This is a genomic window from Myroides sp. WP-1, assembly GCF_014145635.1.
Classification (GTDB): Bacteria; Bacteroidota; Bacteroidia; order Flavobacteriales; family Flavobacteriaceae; genus Flavobacterium.
Map to the genome: position 1 here is coordinate 81,080 of NZ_JACHTC010000010.1, position 24,041 is coordinate 105,120.

The window sequence follows — 24,041 nt, forward strand, 5'->3', positions numbered from 1 at the left end:
TCTATTATTGATCATTTTTCCGTTAACCGTTAACGGTTAACGATTCAACGCATAGAATTGCACATTTTTCACCATCTATAGCAGCTGAGATAATACCACCGGCATAGCCAGCTCCTTCACCACAAGGGTATAGGCCCTTAATTTGAGGATGTTCTAAAGAACGATCATCACGTGGTATTCTCACAGGAGAAGAGGTTCTACTTTCTGGTGCGTGAAGGATTGCTTCATTGGTAAAGTATCCCTTCATAGATTTGCCAAATTCTTGAAATCCTTCGCGCATAATTTGCGTTAAAAAGTCAGGAAACACTTCTCCTAATTCTAAAGAAGTTGTACCAGGCAAATAAGAAGTTTTAGGAATTGAGGAAGAAACTTTCTTTTGCGAGAAGTCTACCATGCGTTGAGCGGGTACTCGCTGTGTTTCTCCTGCTAGGAGGAAAGCTCTTTGCTCAATAGATTTTTGAAATTCCATTCCAGCTAACGCACCAAATTTTTCAAAGGGTTTAAAATCTTCTAATCGCAGTTCAACAACGATACCAGAGTTTGCTGTTGCTTGATCGCGTTTGGAAGGTGACCAACCGTTTGTAACTACTTCACCCGGTGCCGTAGCACAAGGAGCAATTACTCCTCCAGGACACATACAAAACGAATACATTCCTCTACCATTTACTTGTTTTACAATAGAGTAGGGCGCAGGAGGAAGAAACTCACCTCTATAGTCACACGAGTATTGTATTTGATCAATGAGTGATTGCGGGTGTTCTGCTCGAACACCTAATGCAAAAGGTTTCGCTTCAATGAGTATATTTTTTCGATCGAGTAATTCGTAAATATCACGCGCCGAGTGTCCTGTAGCCAAAATTACTTTATTCGCTTCGATAGTATCGCCATTTTCGAGTACAACTCCACGCATTTCATTGCCCTCTAAAACAAAGTCAACAACGCGTTTTTCAAAAAGTACTTCCCCGCCAAATTCTTCAATTTTATGGCGCATATCCTGCATGATTTTAGGCAATTTATTTGTACCAATATGCGGATGAGCTTCGACTAAGATATCTTGAGAAGCACCAAAGGCAACGAGTAGTTCTAAAATGCGATTGATATCCCCGCGTTTTTTGGAACGAGTATATAGTTTACCGTCAGAATAAGTCCCTGCACCACCTTCTCCAAAGCAGTAGTTAGAATCGGGGTTGACAATGTGCTCGATATTAATAGCCTTTAGATCTCTTCGACGTCCACGTACGTCTTTTCCTCTTTCAATCACGATGGGTTTTACACCGAGTTCGATGAGTTGTAATGCCGCAAAATAACCCGCAGGTCCAGCGCCAACCACAATCACGCGTTTGGCGTCTTTTACGTTTTTGTAGGCAGGAAAATCAATTTGGCGATGCATCACTTCTTCACCTGTAAAAAACACTTGTACTTTTAAATTGATTTTGACGATGCGTTGTCTGGCATCAATCGATCTTTTTAAGATGGTAATGTGTTGAATATCAGAAACTGAAGTTTTGATATGTTGCGCAACATGAGCCGTTAATAAATCCGCTGAAGCCGCAACTTCAGGAAGCACTTGGAGCAATAATTCTTGTGGCATTTTTTTATAAAGCAAATAGAAATTAAAGCGCAAAAATACACTAAAAAATCAAAAAATAATTTTTGAAATAAAATGGAATTAAAAAATGAAGATTCACCTTCTTGACAAACAGTTGTCAGGTAGATGCGTTATCTTTGTCTTGTATAAGTTTAATGCTGCGCTAACAAGCGAAATTTAAAAAGAAAAAGGATGTCTTACTGTGAACATGTTGAATTATTGACCGGCGATCGAAAGATCCTCCATAAAAAATACCACGATCATCACTATGGTTTTCCCATTCACGATGACAATGAGTTGTTTGGTCGTTTAATTATGGAGATTAATCAGGCGGGGTTGAGTTGGGAAACAATACTCAAAAAAGAAGAGGCTTTTCGCAAAGCTTACGACGATTTTGATATTGCCACTGTGGCGGCTTATACAGAAATGGATCGAGAGCGTTTAATGCAAGATGCGGGTATTATTCGCAATCGATTAAAAATCAATGCAGCGATTGAAAATGCTAAAGTTATTTTAGTGTTTCAGCAGGAGTTTGGTTCATTTGAAAATTGGCTCAAACAGCAGCATCCAAAAACAAAAGAAGAGTGGGTGAAATTGTTTAAAAAACACTTTCGCTTTACGGGAGGAGAAATTGTCAATGAGTTTTTGATGAGTATCGGATATTTAAAAGGTGCACATACAGAGGCTTGTCCAATTCATCAAGAAGTGCTGAAAAACAAACCGTTATGGTCTATAGAAGTATAAGTATAATAGCTCTGTTTGAACTTCATTAGATATCGTACACAAAAGGGAGATAGTTAACTATCTCCCTTTTGCTACTTAGACCTCTTCTTTCCAGCGAATAAATAGAGAAGAAGCTTGCCCAAAAGGGCCTGTGGTCTTTTCTTCTTGCTTTTCAAATCCCCACGCAATTAAGTGAGGAATGATTGGATCTTGCGAGGTAACCTCTAACCAAATGGCGTCATACTGCCGAGTAAGTGATACGATCTTAGTCCAAAGTGACTGGCGAACTTCGTTTTGATCATAGGTTGGTAGAAGGTATAACGACGCAAGATTAATTACTTTTTTATCTGCTAGTAGAACAGGTTGATCTACTTGTTTAATCATGACATAACCTGCTGGGATGTCATCATGATAAACAGTCAACATTTGTGTACTTAAATCGTTGAGCTCTAGTATTGTTTCTTTGTGATCCAATTGTTGAGCGAGATAAGTATTGAGGGATTCTTCATCGAGAACTGAGGTATACAATGCTCGAATTTGAGCTTCTCTTAATTGAAAAAGCGTGCGCAATCCTTCTTCTGTTGCTATAGTGAATTTAGATATGATGCTCATGATAAAATTGAGTTTATTCACAAAGATAGTTCAATGGCAGTCATCTTTTTCGATACAGTATAAGTAAAAATGATCGGTACATCAGTTATTTCAATGCTTCACCTAGCTTTTTGAGCAAAGCTAAATCAGTGGCACTTAGGCGTTGTGCAAAAATGGCTCTGAAATTGCGCTTGTAGACATCGCCATACGAAAACGTTTCTCCAGGCGTAAAGCCAAGACCTAGCGCTTGACAGTGGTTGTAAAATACTTCAGGATCTATAGAAGAGGGGATTTGTCCCCACATACTATAACCTCCTTTGGGTGGTTGTTGTGTATAATCGGAAGGAAAATGCGTTTGAAAAATGCGGTAAAATTGCATCGCTTGACGCTCGAGATTTTGTCGGAATTGGCGCAGGTGCTTCTCATAGCTAGGCTGACGAAGTAATTTGATAACCACTTCTTGATTGATTGGCGATACAGATCTTCCCAATGCAAATTTGATGCGTTCCGCTTGTGCAAAATACGGTCCAGCAGCCAACCATCCTAAACGCAATCCAGGGGCAATAGTTTTAGAATAAGAGGAAAAGGTCAAAACCATTCCTTTTTTATCAAATTTTTTAATGTTGATTGGGCGTTCACCTTGAAAGTGCAGATCGCCATAGATATCATTTTCAAGCAGTGGAATTTGGTATTTCACCGCGAGGGTATAGAGTTCTTCTTTTTTTTCATCCGAGAGAAGAACTCCTGTTGGATTGTGAAAATTTGGTGTGAGAACTACAGCTTTAATCGCGTGTTGTTGACACATTTTGTCCAAGTATAGGGTATCAAAACCGAGAAGAGGATGCACGGGAATTTCCAATGCGCGTAAACGCAAACTAGCGATGACTTCAAGAACAGAAAATATACAAGGACTTTCAACCGCAACAATATCGTTGGGGGAGGTAACAGCCGCAAGTGCAATGTACAGCGCTTGTAGAGCACCATCTGTCAATAGCAATTCTCCTTCTTGTATTGCAGTGCCTTGTATCGTGGCGCGCTGTTGAATTAAGGTGCGTAATTCCGACGAACCGGCATTGGGATAGTAATGAAGGAGGGAAGATCCTTTTTCGCGAATAACTTCTTGCATTGTTTTTAATACGAGTTGTTGAGGAATAAAAGTCAACGCAGGTGCAGCAATGTGAAAAGAAGGCTGTTCGGAATGAGCCAATCGGGTAGAGGTCAGGGCTAATTTTGAGCTGAAAACAGCGTCCCTTGGTATTTGAGGTAAGTCTGGAGCAACAGTGGTTGTCATCTGAATGTGCGAAGCAACAACATAACCTGAACGCGGAATACTTTTGACCAACCCTTTAAAAACGAGATAATCATATCCACTTTGAACTGAACTAGTACTCAAATTAAAAGCAGCCTTGATCTGACGAACGGAAGGCAATGCATCGCCTGCTTTCACTCTTCCTTGGCGAATGTCTTCTTCTATTTTAACCGTAAATATTTCGTATCTATACTTTTTCACTACTTGCGGGATTTGCTGTACAGAACAAAGGTATTTGTTTTTGTTGTTTTTTTCAGTACAGAAAAAGGCTTTTCGTCATTTCTCCTTTTTTTGTACCTTTCCATTTGATACGATAATTTCTAAGTTATTTACTATGTTCACCGCTGATCAAACGTTATACAATTTGTTACGGGAGTATTTTACTCCTATTGCTATTCCAGCTAAACACAATCTAATTGAAGAAGGACATTATTCAAAACACTTTTATTTTGTTGAAAAAGGAGCTTTGCGTGGATGGACTTTACACGAAGGAAAGGAAGTAACATTTCAATTTGTATTTGAGGATGGCTTTTTTTGTAGTATAGAGAGTTTTTGGTATGATAAACCGAGTCAATATACCGTAGAAGCTTTAGAAAACACTCATTTACTAGCTCTAGACAAGGCACAGTTAAAAGAATTGATGCAGGCTAATGTTTTGCTTTTAGAAGCTTTTACGGCTTATATGATTGAACGTGTATTAATCTATCAAAAAATGACCATTGATCGCATCAAAGAAAATCCCGAAAAACGCTACAAGCAATTGATGCAACAAGCACCAGAGATAATTCAGCGGATTCCCCAACATTATGTTGCTTCTTATCTGGGGATAACACCTGTTTCACTTAGTAGAATTCGCAACAGACGTTAATTAACAATTGTTATCGTTCCTCCTTTTTCAATCCCCCATCTTTGTAGTATAATTTTAAAGAGTAGAACATGGAAAAGGTAGTAGAGGAAATGTTACATGTAATTATTGAAGGAAAAACGTATAGTGAATGCGATATCCATCATTACTTTAGTCCGCATTACATACAAATTGTCGATTAGACCCATTTGGATTTCGCGGGATTCAAACAGCACATACACAAGCTAAAAGAACTCATCGAATCTGTTGAAATCACCATACTCAATACGGCATGTCGAGGAAATACGGTATTTACAAAACATTTGGTTTCATCCGTGTTTAAGGACGGGACTTGCTATAAACACAAAGTAATGGCTGAGTTTACGATTGAAGCAGGGAAAATTATTCGTTGTGAAGAGCTCACGTTGTTGGTAGAAGGTTTAGAACAAGGAAAGCAGTTGGGAGCGGTTGTGTAAGAACTTTTGTATGATCTTCAGAGGGAGGTCAATCCCGATACAAAAAAAGGTTGGAATACATCCAACCTTTTTTTACTTTGTAGATACCTCTTCTGTTACTTCAGTAGTAGTATCCGTCATTTTTTGTCTAGGAGCTGCGGTATTCGCATTGGTTTCACGCGTAGCTTCTTTAAATTCCCTAATTCCTGTTCCAAGTCCCTTCATTAATTCTGGTATTTTTTTACCGCCGAATAACAATAAAGCTATTGCAACAACAACTATTAATTCAGATGGGGCTACCCCTCCTAATGGTAATGTAGTCATCAACATGGTTGAATATATTAGTGGTTGAGGAAAACAAATGTAAATCAGGATAAAATTGAAGTAATTGTATTTAACATAAATTTATTATTCGATTATGGGAATTATTTAAGCTATGTGCTGAATTAAATTTAAAAAATAAAGCGATATTTATTATAAATAAAGCAGTTTTGATAAAAAAGGCTTACGTGTTGAGGTTGTTCTGATTAAAATAGTAACAATATGGAAATAACGCATAAAAATCAGTTTAAAAGTAAATGCGAACTAACATAGAAGGAAAGAGGATAAAAGGAGAAGAAAAGGATGAGAATCATCCTCAATCACTTGATCCTTTACCAAGAAGCACTTCACCATCTCGAATTGCTTTGAATAGCCATTTGTTTCGAATACAGGTTTGTATTTCAACCTCGATAGCTGCCGATTCAAAGTGATTGGAATCATAATGGGGGAGAATACCGTAATTAAAAAAGCCCAATCCTTCAAATATAGGGGTGCTAATTTGAGCATAAGGCAATTGAGTAGGGTCATCTACGTGCTGAATGTATTTTAGAGAGTCGCTTAAAATACAAGCACCAGCACTATAACCCGCCCATAAAAAATCCTCTCGTTGACGCAATTCCTCAAAAAGTTGATCGAAACCACTTAGTCTCATCGCTTGACGTAAGATAAAGGTATTTCCGCCACAAACCCAAATACCATCAAGGGTAGCTAATTTGTGTTTTAGGGCTTCTGTTTTGCCAAAATATGCTTTTAAATCAAGGTGTTCGTTGACAAAACCCAATTGCTCTAAAAAGTCCATTTCTGCCTGTAAATCGCGTTGTTTTCTATTTTCATCTGCATCAGCCCAGTCTTTGGCATTGGTAATATGACCAATACGTGCACCTGGAGGTAAAAGCTCTTTTAATTGAAGATAATCATCGCCAAACAGATAAGAAGAAAGATAGAAATTCATGAGATTGTCATATTAATACGGCTAAAATAAGAAATAAAAAAAGCTGACGATTAAGTCAGCTTCAATTTATTTTTTAGGGGCTTGGTCGAGAAACATTTGTTTTACTTTTGTAAGACTATATCCTTTACCTTCTTCAAGTTCGCCAGAAGCAATGATATTGGTTACTTTTCCTTCTCCATCAAGTACAAAGAAAAAGGGATATCCAATTCCGCGTGCATCCGGTGTGTATTTGTTGAATACTGCTTTGTTTTTGTTCTTTTGTGAGTAATTTAAGTGGTAATAAACAAAGTTCTGATCCACAAGTTTTTTTAACTCAGGAGTTTGTTGAACAAAATCATTAAATCTCAAGCACCAAATACACCAGTTACCACCAGCCTGTACGAAAACGTATTTGCCTTGTTGTTTGGCTTGGGCAATTAACTCATTTAACTTCGCTTGAGCATCTTCCTCTTCGTTATAGGGTTTACTTAAGGTTTCTTTTTCTTGTTCGATTTGTTTTTTCAAGGCAACTGTGTCTACTTCTGTTTTAGGCTCAGGCGTAGTTACACTATTTTCTGTTGCTGTAGGAAGGGGTTGAGTTGTTGTATCAACATCTTTTTTGCAGCTCATAAAAGTAAGTGCACTAAGGAGTGTTACAGCAAAGAATGTATTTCTTTTCATTGTTGAATCTTCTTTTGTTTTATGGATACAAAGTAATGAAATTAGGAGCATATTTCAGTATGTCTTAGCTTTTTTTTAGTAGATGTGTATCTCGATATTAGTTGTAATAGAGCAATAAGTACGACTGTTTTAACCGTAATATTGCTGCAATGTAAAGGGAGTGTTTAGGAAGTGAAGAAAGAATTATGAAATGGTTAAGAGTTTGATTTGTTGTGAGTTGTGTTCTTTATGGTTTGTATATTTGACTCGTGAAAAAGAAAAACTAAGGCAATGAATAAAAGTTACAATTTACAATAGCAAAGGACTAATTCTATTTTTTTAAGCGATTTTTGAGAAAGCAAAGTTCCAAGCGATAGGTAATTTCTCAATCTAAAGTTTTTTCTATTTATTGATCCCAATTTGTTACTATTTATGGTCAATTGTATGTTGTAATTGTAGCTTTTTTTATTGACTTAAAAAAACAGTTTTAATTGAACTATTTTGTCGGATGATGAAACAAAAATGTAGACATGCAGTAGCGTTGGGCATACAAGATACGATCGAATATGCACAAGTGAGATCGCTGGGAAAAAAACGCCTAGGTATCACCACATTGCAAACCCCTAAAGCTTTTCCGCGCCCACAGGGACATTGTTTAATCGATACTTTGTCTTTTGCAGGGGTGTTGGTGTCGCTAACTCTTGTAGGCGCAATTCTGTGGAATTTTGAGCGTTTTGATTGGACCAGTCGTCAATTGGCTTTTTTCTTTTGCAATATGGTATTGGGATTAACCCCTTTAGTATGGGCTTATCACGTGCTTTATCCATGGTTTGATCGCAAGCGCGTGCAAAAGGGAAAACGACAGACAGTAGGTCGAGTGGTGGCTGTTGATCACGCAGGAAAAATGGTTGAAGATGATGCACAACAGCGCGCTTTAGTTGAAGTATTTCACCAAGACAAGCGCTACTTGTTAGTAGCTAATCAACCCGGACTATCCCTTACCCCAAATACAACCGTTGCGGTAACTTGGAATAGCATTTCTCAATTGTGTTGGGTTCACGATGGGAAATAAGTAAACCAGTCCTAGACAGGTTCACAAATTAAAAACACCTTTTGATTGGAATAGGTCGTGGTGAAGAAGATATACGTTTCACCTCCCTCTTTTATTTTCCATTTTTTACGTAGTTCATCCACCTTTAGAGGAAAATTACGTACGGTTATATTCGCTTTTTGTTGTTGTAAATATTCTTTGGCTGTAGCTTTATTATAAGGTAGATTGTACTTTATTTTAAAGCGTCTGCCTGAGAAGTTAACCAATTCACTACTCGTGTATAGTTGACTGTGTTGATGTAACTTATCTACGTTAAAATGAACACTTATCGCATTAAATTTACCTGTTTTTAACAACGCACTATTGGGTTCATACAAATACGTTTGCGGTTCGGAATAAGTAGCAGCTCTTTCGTCGGACAAGAGCAAAGTAGTAATGTGTTGTTGCGTTTTGGTTAGGTTAACTGCCTGTAAAACTATTTCTCCTTCATATCCTTTTTCAATGATCCACAACAATTCTTTCACTTCATTTTGCAACGCAACAATGTGTATGGCTTTGACAAATTTGAGTTCACTTAGCCCTGCCTGAATATCTAATAGAGGGGCTGTTTTTACTAAAACCGTATGGGTGTGTCTCAATAAAAGATCCAGGTGCTCTACAATATTTGGGGTGCAATCGCGCAAAAAGAATACTTTTTCCTTACTTTGATTTCTACGAGCGGGATCTAAATAAATGTAATCAAATTGCTTTTCACTTGTTGCTAAATAAAGTAAGCTGTCACCTGCAATACAGGTAATATTGGCCTGTTGCAATTGGGTGTAATTGTGTTGTACAATTGCACTGAGTTCGGGTTGTATTTCACAATGTGTAACTTGTTTAATGCGCTGAGCAAAATAGTAACAATCAATTCCAAATCCTCCAGTTAAGTCAATAAGAGAATCCCCTTCCACAAGAGAAGCTTTATATGCCGCACATTCTTCGGATGAGGTTTGTTCGATACTCAACTTTGTGGGAAATACAAGATTAGGTGTTGTGTACCATTTAGACAACTTGCTTTTTGCCTTTTGTTTACTCTCTATTTGTGCGAGTAAATCGGGCATAGACAAGTTCGGGAAAGGGCTTTTTTTAAAGGCCAAATCCGCAATTGTATCGTTGAGGTGTTCGTTGATGTACGCTTGAACTTCGGGTTGTAATAGGAGTTGAATATCCACTTATAATTTTTTGGTGAGTACTTGAATAAATCTGACGTTCGGGAAAAACTCTTTGCCAACAACTTTTAAACAGGTGTACAGCGGAACAGCAGCAATCATTCCAAAAATACCACTAAACATACCACTAGCTAAGATCACCACAAATATTTCTAAAGGATGAGACTTTACACTGTTGGAGAAAATGAGCGGTTGATTGACTACATTGTCAATGAGTTGTACCAGTAAGAAACCAACCATCACGGAGATTGCATTAGGAAGTGTTACTTCAATAAAATCATCGCCTATATAGGTTAACATGGTAAAAACCACAGCTAATATATTGCCAATAAGCGGGCCAATATAGGGAATGATATTGAGAATAGCACACAAAAAGGCAATGGTTGCGGCTCCTTTTACACCAAATATCAAGAGCACGGTGAGACAAAGTACATAAATAATGAATATTTGAATACAAAGCCCTAAGAAGTAACGCGATAATAGGTTGTTGATTTTGTTAATAGAATTCAAAACCTTGTTTTCGTGTTTTTTAGAAAATAATTTTTTGAATTGATATTCTAAGACAACTTGATCTTTTAAGAAGAAAAAAGCAATGAATAGCACGGAAAATAATCCAATACCAATATCGCTCAGCATACTGATAATTGTATTGAGAAGATTAGGTACAAAATCCAGGTTAAACTGTGATTTCAGGTGAGATTCTTCGACAATCTTATCTAAGCTAAGACCTTTTGCATCAAGGTAGAGGTCAATTTTCTGGATTAATCCATTAAAGTCCTCTTGTAGATGTGCCGTATTGAGAACAGATAAGTTCTGTGCTTGTGTAATAAACAAAGGCACAAACATAAAGGAAAAGCCAATGAAAATAGCGATAAACAAAAGCATGGTGATACTGATGGCAACTATTTTTTTCAATTTGCACTTTCGATATAAGAAATCTACTAAAGGCTTGCCAATTAGCGCTAAGACAAAAGCGAGTGCGATATAAATAAATAAAGTTCGAATTTGGTATAGCAATCCTATACTGAGTGCAATTCCACTTAAAATAAGGACCGCTCGAACGATGCCTTTGGAGATTTCTTTAGCTTTCAACATGCAATAATTTATTCGTTAGCGAATACAAAACTGTGACACGCAACGAGAGCAGCGGTTTCTGTTCGCAGTCTCGTATGTCCTAAAGATACAGGTTTAAAACCTTTTTCTAAAGCTATTTTTATTTCGGCAGGAGAAAAATCTCCCTCAGGACCCACAAGTAAAAGGTAATTTTCTTGGGGTTGAATGCTGTTTTTTAGTAATTCCTTTTCTTTATCATCTTCACAATGTGCAATATACAGGGCGCCTTGGTGGTCTTGTTTTAAAAACTCTTTTAACGTAATGGGCGCATTCAGTTGAGGCAGATACATTTGAAGAGATTGCTTCATGGCTGATTGAATGATTTTTTCAAAACGCTCTGTCTTGACTACTTTGCGTTCAGAATGATCACAAATAATAGGTGTGATTTCGTGAATACCTATTTCAGTTGCTTTTTCTAAAAACCACTCATAACGCTCATTCATTTTGGTAGGAGCAACGGCCAAATGCAAGCGAAAAGGTGTTTGTTCTCTATCGGTATACTGGGTGATTTCAGTTAAACAGCTGCGATCAGAAGCCAGTGAAATCCTAGTTTCAAATAAGGTGCCTTGCCCGTTGGTTACAAAGAGAATATCACCCTCTTTTTTGCGCAGTACGCGGATGATGTGTTTGCTTTCCTCTTTGTCAAAAGTGAACGTTGATTGTGTTTTATCAATAGAAGGCGAATAAAATAACTGCATAGATTTTTGGGATTAAAATTCAATTCTCGCTTGGGAAACAACAGAAGAATCTGCAAAAAGAGATTCGCGATAGCGGTAGTATCCCACAATCCCAATCATGGCTGCATTATCTGTGGTGTATTCAAACTTGGGAATATAGGTTTTCCATTTGTATTTTTTTTCCGCTTCTTGTAAGGTTTGACGGATACCTGAATTAGCAGATACACCACCACCAATAGCGATTTGGGTAATTCCTGTTGTTTCAACAGCTAATTTTAGCTTATCCATTAATATTTTAATAATGGTATGCTGAATAGACGCACAAATATCTGCTTTGTGTTCTGCTATGAAATTAGGATTCTCCTTTACTTGCTTTTGTATAAAGTACAAGAACTGTGTTTTTAAACCGCTGAAACTGAAGTTTAAACCTTCTACTTTCGGCTTGGTAAACGGATAAGCTTTTGGATTGCCTTCTTTTGCGTACTTGTCAATAAGGGGACCTCCTGGATAAGGAAAGCCCAATATTTTGGCTGATTTATCAAAAGCCTCACCTACAGCATCATCCGTAGTTTCTCCCAATACGCGTAAATCAAAAAAACTATTAACTTGTACAATCTGGGTGTGTCCACCTGAAATGGTCAACGCCAAAAAAGGAAAAGTAGGTTGCTCATAATCGTTTTCTTTAATGAAATGACAAAGAATATGAGCGTGCATATGGTTCACCGCAATTAGCGGAATGTCTAAAGCTAAGGCTAATGATTTGGCAAAGGATCCACCAACTAGGAGTGAACCCATTAAGCCTGGTCCTTGTGTAAAGGCAATAGCGTGTAATTGTTCTTTGGTAATTCCCGCTTTTTTTAAGGCAATATCAACCACAGGTACGATATTCTGTTGATGTGCTCTCGAAGCAAGTTCTGGAACAACACCTCCATATTCCTCGTGTATTTCTTGGCGAGCTACTACATTGGACAACACTTGATTGTCAAGCAAAACAGCCGCAGCTGTATCGTCACAAGAACTTTCAATCGCTAATATATAAGTGGGTTTTGTCGACATGAATAATTTAATTTAAAGCTAATTTATATCTTCCTTTTTTGGTCAATCGCTACCAAAATTTAATTAAATTTGTTGCTTGTACCTCAGTCTTAAAAAGAAAAGATTACCAAGGGCAAATTTAAAACATTAATAGTTATCAAAAAATTTAAAAAAATAGTTTTTCGCCTGTTTTTGGCGGTGTTTTGCTTGTTGATTCTAGCCATAGGATCAATGATGTTACCTGTTGTGCAAAGTTTTTTGGCCCAAGTTGCAACAGAGAAAATAAACAAAAAGTTGGGTACAGATTTTTATATCGATCGTTTAGCGATTGATATTTTCGGTATTATTCACCTCAAAGGAGTTGAAGCAAGAGACAATCATCACAATATTCTTATCGGTATTGATCATTTACAGACGCGTTTAGCGGACTTTAATGCACTAAAAGAAGGAAAAGTGTATTTGGGAACAACGCGCATCAATGGACTATATCTCAATATTCACAAATACGAAAACGAAGAACTTACCAATTTGGATCAGTTGATCGAAATCTTTGATGATGGTCAACCAGGAGAGGGAAAGTTTAGACTGAAAGCCTCGCGTATCTTTATTAAAGATTCTCAATTGATTATTTCCGATGATAATACAAAAGGTAAGGTTGCTGTCGATTTTAGAAAACTAAAAGGTCAGGTAGACAATTTCTTGATTAAAGGACCTGAAATATACGGGTTGATTAAAGAAGTTAGTTTTATGGATCACTGGGGCATGAATGTTCAAAAGCTACAGGCAGATTTTTCTCACACGAAAACAACCATAGGACTAAAGGACTTACTGCTTGTAACGGATCAATCTTCTATTGAAGGAGATCTCTTGCTTGCGTTTGAACCTGGTGATATGAAGTATTTTGTCGATAAGGTAAAGTGGGATTTTCAAATCAGAAACGCCAGATTAAATTCATCTGATATCAACGTTTTTGCACATGAATTTGCTTCGAATAAAGAGGTGTACTTCAAAGGGTATATGAAAGGAGTTATGAACGATTTTCAGCTTCAAGGTGCAAATTTAATTGACGAGAACAACTCTCAAATTATCGGAGACTTTGCCTTTCGCAATGTCTTTGACGAGCACAAACCCTTTTGGATGAGTGCCAACTTAGCGCGTTTGCAAACTACGCGTTTTAACCTAACGGCACTCATGCCAGATCTATTAGGTAAATTTTTGCCAGAAGAGTTAAATGAATTAGGATTGGTTAATCTTGTTGGAACCATAGAGCTGACTAAACGAACCCTAGATACGGATATTGAATTGATTACTTCCATCGGAAAAGGAAATGCCAAAATTGCCATTCAACAGTTGGATAATCCAGATCATGCAACTTACAAAGGTAATATTAAGCTAGATCACTTTGATTTAGGTCATTTTATCAATAATAAACAGTTTGGATTAACGTCTTTTGACTTGTATGTTGATGGGCATGGATTCAATCAAAAATCGTTGAATACCTCTGTAAAAGGAGATGTGTTTTCTTTTGTATTTGGCAAGTATAAATATACGCAAATAGCGGTGGATGGATTGATGAAAATGCCGTATTATCACGGTCTTGTGCACAGTGCAGATCCCAATGCAAAACTCGATTTTAATGGAACAATTGACTTGAGTACGCAAGAAAAGAATTACGACTTTGTGGCGCAAGTGGATTATGCTGACTTATACGCACTTGGCTTTGTTAATGATACGTTATCTAAATTTTCTGGAGATTTTGAGTTTAAAGCAAAAGGAAATAATATCGAAGATTTAGAGGGGATTTTCAAAGTGAACAAAGCAGTTTACGACAACAGTAAAGATCACTATGTGTTTGAAGAATTTTCGATTGAATCGACTTTTACACCTGATGGAGAACGTTTTTTAAAGCTTAATTCCAAAGAGGCAATTGAAGGATATATCAAAGGGAAGTTTTTGTTTGGAGAATCTAAACTATTGTTTACTAATGCACTAGGGAGCTTGTATACCAACTATTCACCTTATAAAACAAAAAAAGGTCAATATGTTGATTTTGATATTACCGTACACAACCGCCTTATCGAAGTATTCCTACCCCAATTAACGCTAAATGAAAGAACACATGTCGATGGAGAAATTGACAGTGATGAAAATTTGTTTAAACTTAATTTTGACTCTCCTAGTATTGCCGTAAGTGGAGTGGAATTCTTCAATATCTTGTTGAACGTCAATAATTCCAATCCCATTTACAATACCTATGTTTCTATTGATAGTGTACACACGAATTTTTATGATATTGCTGATTTTAATTTGCTGAACTTAACGCATAACGATACGTTGTTTGTACGTTCAGAATTCAAAGGCGGCAAGCACTTAAAAGATAAATTTGAGTTGAACTTGTATCACACCATCAACGAGGAAAAACTTTCTGTGGTGGGATTCAAAAAATCAGATGTATTTTTTAAAGACTTTCAATGGAGTATCAACGAATTTAACGACAAGGCGAATAAGTTGGTATTCAACAAGAAACTAATGGATTTTACGATTGATTCTCTCGCTATTTCTCACAATAAGCAAATGGTTAATTTAAGTGGAGTTATGCGAGATTCAACCTATAAGCAATTGAATCTATCTTTTGGCAATGTAGATTTGAACAAGATTACGCCTGATATTGAAAATCTGTCTTTTGGCGGAAAAATTGATGGTGATGTTAAGTTCTATCAACAAAAAGAAGTGTATCATCCACAGGCTAATATTGTCATTGACTCTTTGTTAATCAATAAAGTGTATCTAGGGGATATGTTTTTCAAAGTCGACGGAGATAAGAATCTAGAGAAGTTCACGGTTCATTCGAGCATGATTGATGATGAAGAGAAAGAGCGTTTCTACCTCAATGGAGATATTGATGTAATCAATAAACAGACGCACTTTAATTTAGAATCGGGGTTAACTGATTTTCCTCTGCAAACCATTGCGCCTTTCTTGAGTAGTGTGGCCAGTGATATGACGGGAACTGCTTTTGGGAAAATTTCGTTTTTAGGGACACCAAAAACACCAGACGTCAATGGACGCTTGTACTTGAATGATGCCAAATTTAAGTCGAAGTTCACGGGAGTGAGTTATGCTTTCGATCAGGAAACACCGTTGGATATTACGACCAAACAGTTTATTCTGCGCAAAGCAGGCTTAACGGATACCAAGTATAAAACTAGAGGTGTTGTAGATGGAAATGTCTCACATAAGATCTTTAAAGATTGGGTGATGAATTTATCTCTTTCTTCTAACAACCTCTTGGCGCTCGATACGCAATATGAAGAAGGAAGTTTGTACTATGGAACGGCTTATATCAACGGAAAAGCAGATATTGTCGGACCTATTGAAATGTTAGCCATCAATATTAATGCAACCTCTAATAAGGGAACTTCCATAAAGATCCCATTGAAAGAGGCGCAAAGTACGGGTGAAAATAACTTTATTCACTTCTTGTCTCCACAGGAAAAGAAATTGCGCTTAACAGGAGGAGATTACGATCCGTATAAATACCGCAATAGTGGTATTGAATTAGATTTTGAGTTCTACGTAACACCAGAAGCAGAAATCGAGATTATTCTCGACCGCGAATCAGGTCATGCCATGCGCGGAAAAGGAGCAGGATTTATTACGATGGAAATTAATACGCTGGGGAAATTTAATATGTGGGGAGATTTTCAAGCGTATGAGGGAGAATACAACTTTAAATATGGAGGATTAATCGACAAAAAGTTTGTTGTTAAAAAATACGGTACCATTCGATGGGACGGTAACCCAATGAATGCAATTCTCGATTTACAAGCAATTTATCATACAGAGGCGAATCCAAGTGTGATTATAGACAACTCCATTATCAATAGAAAAGTGCCAACGGATGTGGCGATCGTTTTAAACGGAAGTTTGAGTAATCCGGAGGTAGATTTTGACATTAACTTCCCTACTGTAAGTTCGGTAGTTAAATCTGAATTGGATTATAAACTGAGTGATAGAGATACACGTGAACGTCAAGCCATGGCATTGTTGGCAACAGGATCTTTCTTCTCTTCAGACAACTCTTCGTCAGCTTTAGCCGGAAGTTTGTTTGAACGTGCAAGTAGTATTTTCGACGATTTATTTTCTGATGCAGATGATAAATTTAAAGTAGGGCTTAACTACGCTCAAGGAGAACGAAATCCGTATACACAAACAGAAGGTCGTTTAGGAGTAACGTTTACAACTAAGGTAAATGATCGCATTTCGGTTAATGGAAAACTTGGGGTTCCTGTTGGAGGAGTGGAACAGTCTGTAATTGTTGGAGATGTTGAGGTTTTATTGCGCATCAATGAAGAAGGAACACTCAATGCACGTTTCTTTAATAGAGAGAATGACATTAACTATATTGGAGAAGGCATTGGCTATACCCAAGGTATAGGATTGTCTTATGAGGTCGATTTTGATACGTTCAAAGAGTTGCTTTCTAAATTCTTGAATCAAGCGGAAAAACGCGCCAAGAAGAAAGAAGAAAAAGAATCGGCCAACAATAGAGCAGAAGATCTTCCAGACTCTGATTATAGTCAGGAGTTTATTCGCTTTTATGAAACAAGACGCAAAACTGGTACTGCACCTGTTGGGCCAGAGCGATAGGTTTGGTTTGTTGTGAAGATTTTCCTTTAAAAAAACGACCAATCCTATTTAGGATGTTCAACTGATAACATATAATCGATAATTATAAAAAACGCGAGACTTTTTAGTCTCGCGTTTTTTTGTGCCTATAAGTTGTGTTATTTTATTTTTTATGTTAAATGTTTTGAATAATTTGTTATTTTAAGTTTTGCACAAGATCCATCAATGAACGAGATGTGTACGGAGTTTCTGTATTATTTAAAAGATAAATTTTATAAAGAAAAAAATACTGATTGCTCGAAAATACTAGAAGAGCTGATGAGATCAGGGAAGAAACCTTGTGAAATAGTAGAAAAAATAGAACAAGAAAAATGTTTTGATATAGATAAATGCAAGTTTGACTTAACAAAGGTAATAGACAAATTAAAAGAGGATGGGATAGATAAATGTTTGAAGCTAATTGACAATTTGAGGAAACAAGGATATAGCGATTGCTTTATTTTGTTTATCCTAGAACGAACAGATTGTAAAAAAGAAAAAGATAGTTGTCAAGATGCTTTTGATAGTTGGGTAGAATTTTTTAAAGAACACCGTCGTTATGACTGTTTAGAGAAGCTCCTTGAAGATATTGCTAATAGTCCAGGGATGACACTTTGTAAAGCTGTTGCTTATATGGAAGGTAGCAGTGATTGCATGGAGATAGGAGTTCAGGAAGAATGTTATGAAGAGTTTGTTGCGGCTTATGAAGAGTGTATAGAGCAATATGGTGTAGCGTGTAGTTATGTTTTTGCAAAATTCCCTCTAGAAGTAGGAGAGGGCTCAGCAACGGGACAAACAATAAACTATTGTGAATTGATGAAATACATTATTCAGCTACCGCCTCGCCCAATACCTCCTGTTGTATTACCAGAACCACCAACTGGTGAACCAACACCAGAAATTGATCCAGTGGTACCTGTTTACCCAACTATTCCTGATCCTCCATTTGTTTCAGGTAGAATTTGGTGGTACCATAGCGACCATTTATCTCATTAACGATTATATTTGTTTGGGTATTCGATGAACTTTGTTTAGGAAGTTCTTCTTACCTTACAGACATCAATGGAATACCAACGCATTACTATGGTTACCTACCGTTTACCTCATTAATGATTTTATCTGTTCTGGTATTCGGTGCACTTCGTGAGGAGAGCTAATGGTAGAACACAACAACAGTAATTATGATAATGTGTATAAGTTTAATGATTTCGGAGACTAAAGCGAGTAGCTTTAGTTAAACGAACCGCACGTAGTGCAGAATTGGATCCACAAATCGACGAAGGAGATTCACCGAGGCCTAAAAAAATAATAACGAGGAGGTAAACAGGTTACTACTATTACGGTGCGCGTTATTACGATCCGACGATGAGTATATTTTTGAGTGTGGATCCGTTAGCGGAAGATTTTCCAGGTTGGACACCGTACCATTATGTACACAATAACCCTGTTAATTTGATTGATCCTACGGGGATGAGTGCGGAGATTAGAGATGATGATTACAAAGTTGAACCAAATGGGGATTTGAACTTAGTTAAAAAAACAAATGATAATTTTGATACAGTAACTAATACTAATGGAGAATCAATAAAAGTTAATAAAGGTGTAATAAAAGAGGAAAATTTGAATAAAAAGATTGCTACTCAAAACGGAGATGACTATACATATAACATATACAAATTTGACGATAAAAAATCTGCGGTTGAATTTTATGATTTTATGTCTAATCCTAAAACAAATGATGTTGAATATTCTATTAGTGAATTAGAAAATTCCTCAACAAAATATTATACCGTTGGTACATCTAAGGAGTATTCAGCAGAAGTATCGTGGAGTATTTCATTTGGAAATGATTTTCAAAAGGATAAAACAACAAAGCTTAATGCACATACGCATACCCATTTTTTTAAGAGAGGGCCATCAGATGCGGATAAAGTCGCTAAAAATAGGTTTTTTGAAATATATAAAAACCAAAATACTGAATTTAGAATTGATTGTAGGAACTGTACGTATGGTTCAGAAAGAGAAACGTTAACACATTAATTATGAGGAATATTGTTTATTTCATTTTGTTTTTGATTCCAATGATTTCGTATGGACAATTAAAAGAAAAAGAATTAAAATATGTTGTAGACAAAGACTCTATATTTATCCCTTTGATTAACGATTATTTGACAGATAGTTTAAATCAATGTTCTACAGAGTTTGATTACTACTATGTAATTAATTTTTATGACAAAGGGAAATTTATATTGACGAAAAGATATAAAGATGTTAATAATGCTTTTGCATTGTTAGATAGTTACACTATAGTTAATGGAAAGTATATCTTTATTAATGAATATAAAGGAAGTGTTCTCTATGAAACAGGATTTTATAAGAATTTTGTATACTATGATTATGGATATACTTTTATAGGCATTGATCCTGTAATTGGTGCAGCATGGTATGGTGAGTATGGAAAAAAAATGCGTCCAAAAATAGTGTCTAAAATGGAATGTAATGCGAAGTATTGAGTATATATATAAAGAATATTTGATTTAAAAAGCACGTTTATTTCTTTATACAATAAAACACTAACCCCAACCTTCCAATCGGATCGTTGGGGTTTTGTTATTTAGGGGGGGATTGTTTAGTGGAAAAAAAGAAACACCCTACCACCGTTACACTATTAAAAAAGGCATCGACTATTCAACGACAATGGTAGAAGTGTTTCAAAAAGGTAAAGTACAGCCATAGCCTACAAAAAAGCAACAGTGGAGTAGTAAAAAGTGTAGTTGGGTTTTGGGCAATGGTTTATATAAATAGCAAAGAATTACAACGTAGACTGCAATTTAAAGGCGTACAATTGATTTAAAAAGTATTTTGCAGTAAGTTTCCATTGCTATAAAAACAAATGGTTGTAGCAATGTATTTAAAAGTAGTTTATCGTTAGTGGAGTAGTAAAGAGGAACGAAGTGAGTCGAAGGCTACGACAGTGAGGATAAACAATGTAGTTTTACAAAGATTACTTTTTTACATTGAAGACAAAGACTACAATTGAAAAGTACAAAAACAGCCAAATGAAAAAAAAAGATTGTATGTATTTATTTTGACTGCATAGGTAAAATAAAGAGCAAGGATACCATAGCGACCATTTATCTCATTAACGATTATATTTGTTTTGGTATTCGATGAACTTTGTTTAGGAAGTTCTTCTTACCTTACAGACATCAATGGAGTACCAACGCATTACTATGGTTACCTACCGTTTACCTCATTAATGATTTTATCTGTTTTGGTATTCGGTGCACTTGGTGAGGAGAGCTGATGGTAGAACACAACAATAGTAACTATGACAATGTGTATAAGTTTAATGATCTCGGAGACTAAAGCGAGTAGCTTTAGTTGAACGAACCGCACGTAGTGCAGAATTGGATCCACAAATCGACGAAGGAGATTCACCGAGGCCAAAAAAAATAATAACGAGGAGGTAAACGGGTTATTACTATTACGGTGCGCGTTATTACGATCCGACGATGAGTATATTTTTGAGTGTGGATCCACATGCAGATAGATGCCCTAATTATACCCCTTATGTATATACGTTTAATAATCCTATTAATTATATTGACCCTGATGGGAGAGATGGTGTGCGCGTGATTGATAGGGAAAATAGAACTATAACTATAAAGGCAAATTATTATCTACAAACGGAAAATAGAACTACTAGAACAGGAACTGTCAGTGGTTATTCTCAAAAAGATATTACAAGAATTGAAACAAGAACTAATGAATGGTTAAATAAACAAAACTTATCTGTAAGTGAAGGAGAGTATGAAGGTTATAATATTGTGTTTGATTTAAGTTTTAAAGAAGGAGGAAGTGCATCAGAATCAAGAATCACAGCGCATGGAGATATGTATGAAGGGCATAATATAGGTAACAGTATTGAAAGAGGAAACCAAAGGACAGATCCAACTATTTTTAGTATTGAAATGAATGATGATGGTACTTTTTCTCACGCAGGAGGAGCAACTTCAAATAAAACGAATATAATAATGAATACAACTTCTGATAATCGTACAAATCAAATACATGAATTTGGACATACATTAGGATTAGATGATAATGTGAAAACGGGTGAAAAAGGAGGATTGATGGCATATCCTCCTGGAAAAATATCTCAAAAAGAAGCAAATAAATTAGGTAATGGATCATTTTTACCAGCTGTAGAAAAAAATAGAGAATGATGAGAAAAATATGTGTTTTATTTGTACTGTTTTTTATAAGTTGTAATACTTACATCCGAACTGATAATACAAAGGATAGTACTGTTATTTTAGATTTAGAAAGGTATAATGGACCTTATTATGTAACAATTACATTATTTCCTAAGGATTCCCATCGAGTTATCATGGGAGGAGTAGGAGAGAAATTTGATTTATTATTGTTAGATAAAGGAAATTTAAAAAGTTTAGTAGAGTCTTTTTATTATCAAATGTTTTATTTACCACTTTTTTTTGATGATGTTGATTATAAGAATTATGCAAAGTGTTTGGGATATGATATTGTGTGGTATACTAAATATAGTAAAGAACCAATTTATAGTAATGTTATTGAAGAAAATAGAATGATTTTGAACGATGGAACGCATGTTATTTTAAAAAAGTATAAAATTTTCGGAGAATTAGATGTTAAATATGTCAGCGATTTCAAAGATTGTGTTTATTCAAATTCTTTAGAGTTGGATATCAATCAAATAAAAACAATTACTAAAGTAGCAGTATTTTTAGATAAATAAACACTAACCCCAACCTTCCAAATCGGATCGTTGGGGTTTTTTAGTTGACAGTTTACTGTTAACAGTTAACGGAAGATTATTTAATAGAAAGAGAATTAAAAACGGTAAACAGTAAACCGTCCACCGTAAACCAAATAAACACCCCACCACCGTTACACTATTTGGCCACCACGCCACCTGGCTCCATCGCTAAAAATGTCTACCAGACATTTTCTTAACGCTCGGCCCTGACATATCCAACGACAATGGTAGAAGTGTTTCAAAACATAAAGTACAGCCTAAGACTACAAAAAAGCAATGAAAACCCACATAAAAATGCTAAGTAATGAAAAAAATGATTTGTTATTTTTTCATAGGAATTTTTGTTATGCTCATCTTTACCTTTGTAATGGGGATTACTGATGATGCTTTTAAAGTTAAATACTATGAAGGTGTTTGGTATAAGGATATATTAAATACTTTAAAATATTATATATTTTGGGTTCTCCCTTATTGGTGGTTATTTATACTAATTGGCGCAATTATATTAACTATGTTATTTAATAGAATAGGTATATTGATAAGGAAATTCAAATAATAAAACACCACCCCAACCTTCCAATCAGATCGTTGGGGTTTGTTTTTAGTTGATAGTTATCTGTTAACAGTTAACGGAAGATTACTCAATAGAAAGAGAATTAAAACTGTAAACGGTAAGCTGTAAACCGTCCACCGTAAACCAAATAAAACACCCCACCACCGTTACACTAATAAAAAAGCTTCGACTTTAACCAACGACAATGGCAAAAGAATTACCCTTATAAAAACTTAGACTAATGAAAAAGATATGCTTAATAATGGTTGTATTGCTTTATGGTTGTACTCCAAAAAAAGAATTGATGTATAATAGATATTATGAGAGAAATAGCAATAGATTATTGTTATTGAATAAAGATTCAACTTTTGTGCTTCAGGATTATTCTCATTTCGTTAGTAATGGAACCGTTAAGGGAAATTATTTTTTAAATGATAAAGGATATCTATGTATAAGTAATTTTATTGAAAGGCTTAGTTTACCCTATTCAATCATTAATCACCCACAAAAAAAAGATGAATTAAAAATCATAGTAAATATTGATGAAGATGTTTATAGTAATATATGTGTTTTTATCAAGGAAAATCAAAAAGATGTGTTTTTAGGTAGTTTAGATCAAAAAGGGATAAATGAATTTACTTATGAAAAGAAATTAAGCGATAGTATTCGATTACTGTTTAAGTATGAGAAAAAGGGGCTATATTATAATGCTAAATACGAAGATGCTTCCACTACTTCCATACCAATTAGTAAAGGATATAATGAAATAAAGATAAAATTTGATAGTGGATATTTTGATTTTAAAGAACCTAAGGATGTTGATCAAAGATGTTTTAGAATAAGGAAGAATAAATTTTATTAATTTTAAATAAATACCCACTCAACCTTCCAAACGTATCGTTGGGGTTTGTTTTTAGTTAGCAGTTTACTGTTCACGGTTAACGGAAGATTACTCAATATAAAGAGAATGAAAACCATAAACCATAAACGGTTCATCGTGAATCCTATAGTAGAACTAAACGAAAAGAAGAAAAAAACAGTATAAAAAACGAAGTGTACTCCAAAAATCCTCAACTTTACAAGAAACCAAAACAATGAACCATCAAGTCTATATCTCATGCAGTTTCGCTTTGCGAAAAGTCTTAGAACAAGAGTTGCAAACAATAAAAAGCATTTTATTAGCACAGCAATACCAACCTTGGTTATTTGTGGAGCACTATACTTTTTCCATAAAGCAAGAAAGAGAAATGATGCAACAAGCCATGCAGGATATCGAAAATAGTGTTTTTTTATTAGCAGAAACGACAGACAAAGGCATTGGAATAGGAATAGAAGCGGGATATGCAAAAGCCTTAAAGAAACCCGTTGTATATTTGCGTAAACAAAGTGCAGAACATTCCACTACTTTAGCGGGTTTAAGTGATTATCAGATTGTTTATCAAGATACGGCTGATTTAGCAAGACAATTACAACTAGTTGTTCAAGCACTATCTTCTGCGTTAAGCAAATAAAT

General features: G+C 35.7%; 23 protein-coding genes. 13 read left to right on the plus strand and 10 right to left on the minus strand.

What is annotated here, in order from left to right; translation table 11 throughout:
• Positions 1-22 precede the first annotated feature (22 nt).
• Positions 23-1,591, minus strand: a complete 1,569-nt coding sequence (locus H4K33_RS10560) for an NAD(P)/FAD-dependent oxidoreductase (protein WP_182648700.1) — start codon at positions 1,589-1,591, stop codon at positions 23-25.
• Positions 1,592-1,780: 189 nt separating this feature from the next.
• Between H4K33_RS10560 and H4K33_RS10565 the strand changes: the two genes are divergently transcribed.
• Positions 1,781-2,332, plus strand: a complete 552-nt coding sequence (locus H4K33_RS10565; RefSeq protein WP_182648702.1) for a DNA-3-methyladenine glycosylase I — start codon at positions 1,781-1,783, stop codon at positions 2,330-2,332.
• Between the two features lie 75 nt (positions 2,333-2,407).
• On the opposite strand, the gene H4K33_RS10570 is transcribed toward H4K33_RS10565, so the two are convergent.
• Together H4K33_RS10570 and H4K33_RS10575 are read right to left on the minus strand one after the other, a co-directional pair.
• Positions 2,408-2,923: a hypothetical protein gene (locus H4K33_RS10570; protein WP_182648704.1), complete on the minus strand. Its 516-nt coding sequence runs from the start codon at positions 2,921-2,923 to the stop codon at positions 2,408-2,410.
• 85 nt (positions 2,924-3,008) lie between these two features.
• Positions 3,009-4,412 (minus strand): PLP-dependent aminotransferase family protein, encoded by a 1,404-nt coding sequence (locus H4K33_RS10575; RefSeq protein ID WP_182648706.1) that lies wholly within the window; start codon positions 4,410-4,412, stop codon positions 3,009-3,011.
• A 133-nt stretch (positions 4,413-4,545) separates the two neighbouring features.
• On the opposite strand from H4K33_RS10575, the gene H4K33_RS10580 reads away from it, so the two are divergent.
• Both H4K33_RS10580 and H4K33_RS10585 read left to right on the plus strand, forming a co-directional pair.
• Positions 4,546-5,079, plus strand: coding sequence for a Crp/Fnr family transcriptional regulator (locus H4K33_RS10580; protein WP_182648708.1), 534 nt, complete (start codon positions 4,546-4,548; stop codon positions 5,077-5,079).
• Positions 5,080-5,264: 185 nt separating this feature from the next.
• Positions 5,265-5,531, plus strand: a complete 267-nt coding sequence (locus H4K33_RS10585; protein ID WP_255493655.1) for a nuclear transport factor 2 family protein — start codon at positions 5,265-5,267, stop codon at positions 5,529-5,531.
• Between the two features lie 72 nt (positions 5,532-5,603).
• Here the strand turns inward: H4K33_RS10585 and H4K33_RS10590 are convergent, their stop codons facing one another.
• The 3 genes from H4K33_RS10590 to H4K33_RS10600 form a co-directional block, all read right to left on the minus strand.
• On the minus strand, positions 5,604-5,840 hold the full coding sequence (locus tag H4K33_RS10590) for a twin-arginine translocase TatA/TatE family subunit (protein ID WP_182648710.1): 237 nt from the start codon (positions 5,838-5,840) through the stop codon (positions 5,604-5,606).
• Between the two features lie 307 nt (positions 5,841-6,147).
• Positions 6,148-6,783 carry a Type 1 glutamine amidotransferase-like domain-containing protein gene (locus H4K33_RS10595; RefSeq protein WP_182648712.1) on the minus strand — a complete coding sequence of 212 codons (636 nt, stop codon included), beginning with the start codon at positions 6,781-6,783 and terminating at the stop codon, positions 6,148-6,150.
• A 66-nt stretch (positions 6,784-6,849) separates the two neighbouring features.
• Entirely contained in the window at positions 6,850-7,443 is a 594-nt protein-coding gene (locus tag H4K33_RS10600) for a thioredoxin family protein (protein WP_182648714.1), read from the minus strand.
• Positions 7,444-7,930: 487 nt separating this feature from the next.
• Between H4K33_RS10600 and H4K33_RS10605 the strand changes: the two genes are divergently transcribed.
• Complete coding sequence (locus tag H4K33_RS10605) at positions 7,931-8,494, plus strand: hypothetical protein (RefSeq protein WP_255493657.1); 564 nt, start codon at positions 7,931-7,933, stop codon at positions 8,492-8,494.
• 11 nt (positions 8,495-8,505) lie between these two features.
• On the opposite strand, the gene H4K33_RS10610 is transcribed toward H4K33_RS10605, so the two are convergent.
• Genes H4K33_RS10610 through tsaD form a run of 4 tightly spaced genes read right to left on the minus strand, consistent with a single transcriptional unit; the run spans position 8,506 to position 12,527 of the window.
• Positions 8,506-9,684 carry a class I SAM-dependent methyltransferase gene (locus tag H4K33_RS10610; protein ID WP_182648716.1) on the minus strand — a complete coding sequence of 393 codons (1,179 nt, stop codon included), beginning with the start codon at positions 9,682-9,684 and terminating at the stop codon, positions 8,506-8,508.
• A complete protein-coding gene (locus tag H4K33_RS10615; protein ID WP_182648718.1) occupies positions 9,685-10,776 on the minus strand; it encodes an AI-2E family transporter in 1,092 nt (363 codons plus the stop codon).
• A gap of 8 nt (positions 10,777-10,784) precedes the next feature.
• The gene (locus H4K33_RS10620) at positions 10,785-11,492 is read right to left on the minus strand and encodes a 16S rRNA (uracil(1498)-N(3))-methyltransferase (protein WP_182648720.1); all 708 of its coding nucleotides are present in this window, start codon (positions 11,490-11,492) and stop codon (positions 10,785-10,787) included.
• Positions 11,493-11,504: 12 nt separating this feature from the next.
• Positions 11,505-12,527 carry a tRNA (adenosine(37)-N6)-threonylcarbamoyltransferase complex transferase subunit TsaD gene (gene tsaD, locus H4K33_RS10625; protein WP_182648722.1) on the minus strand — a complete coding sequence of 341 codons (1,023 nt, stop codon included), beginning with the start codon at positions 12,525-12,527 and terminating at the stop codon, positions 11,505-11,507.
• A 210-nt stretch (positions 12,528-12,737) separates the two neighbouring features.
• Between tsaD and H4K33_RS10630 the strand changes: the two genes are divergently transcribed.
• From H4K33_RS10630 to H4K33_RS10670, 9 genes are all read left to right on the plus strand, one after another.
• Positions 12,738-17,156, plus strand: a complete 4,419-nt coding sequence (locus H4K33_RS10630; protein WP_220485313.1) for a translocation/assembly module TamB domain-containing protein — start codon at positions 12,738-12,740, stop codon at positions 17,154-17,156.
• A gap of 297 nt (positions 17,157-17,453) precedes the next feature.
• Positions 17,454-18,170: a hypothetical protein gene (locus H4K33_RS10635; RefSeq protein ID WP_220485314.1), complete on the plus strand. Its 717-nt coding sequence runs from the start codon at positions 17,454-17,456 to the stop codon at positions 18,168-18,170.
• A gap of 369 nt (positions 18,171-18,539) precedes the next feature.
• Positions 18,540-19,214 carry a hypothetical protein gene (locus H4K33_RS16565; protein ID WP_370576677.1) on the plus strand — a complete coding sequence of 225 codons (675 nt, stop codon included), beginning with the start codon at positions 18,540-18,542 and terminating at the stop codon, positions 19,212-19,214.
• A gap of 2 nt (positions 19,215-19,216) precedes the next feature.
• On the plus strand, positions 19,217-19,687 hold the full coding sequence (locus tag H4K33_RS10645; protein WP_182648726.1) for a hypothetical protein: 471 nt from the start codon (positions 19,217-19,219) through the stop codon (positions 19,685-19,687).
• A gap of 1,002 nt (positions 19,688-20,689) precedes the next feature.
• Positions 20,690-21,403 (plus strand): hypothetical protein, encoded by a 714-nt coding sequence (locus H4K33_RS10650; RefSeq protein WP_182648728.1) that lies wholly within the window; start codon positions 20,690-20,692, stop codon positions 21,401-21,403.
• Entirely contained in the window at positions 21,400-21,954 is a 555-nt protein-coding gene (locus H4K33_RS10655; protein WP_182648730.1) for a hypothetical protein, read from the plus strand. The genes H4K33_RS10650 and H4K33_RS10655 overlap by 4 nt, the downstream gene beginning before the upstream one ends.
• 325 nt (positions 21,955-22,279) lie before the next feature.
• Positions 22,280-22,531: a hypothetical protein gene (locus H4K33_RS10660; RefSeq protein ID WP_182648732.1), complete on the plus strand. Its 252-nt coding sequence runs from the start codon at positions 22,280-22,282 to the stop codon at positions 22,529-22,531.
• A gap of 238 nt (positions 22,532-22,769) precedes the next feature.
• Positions 22,770-23,390, plus strand: coding sequence for a hypothetical protein (locus tag H4K33_RS10665; protein ID WP_182648734.1), 621 nt, complete (start codon positions 22,770-22,772; stop codon positions 23,388-23,390).
• Positions 23,391-23,622: 232 nt separating this feature from the next.
• Entirely contained in the window at positions 23,623-24,039 is a 417-nt protein-coding gene (locus H4K33_RS10670; RefSeq protein ID WP_182648736.1) for a hypothetical protein, read from the plus strand.
• Positions 24,040-24,041 lie beyond the last annotated feature (2 nt).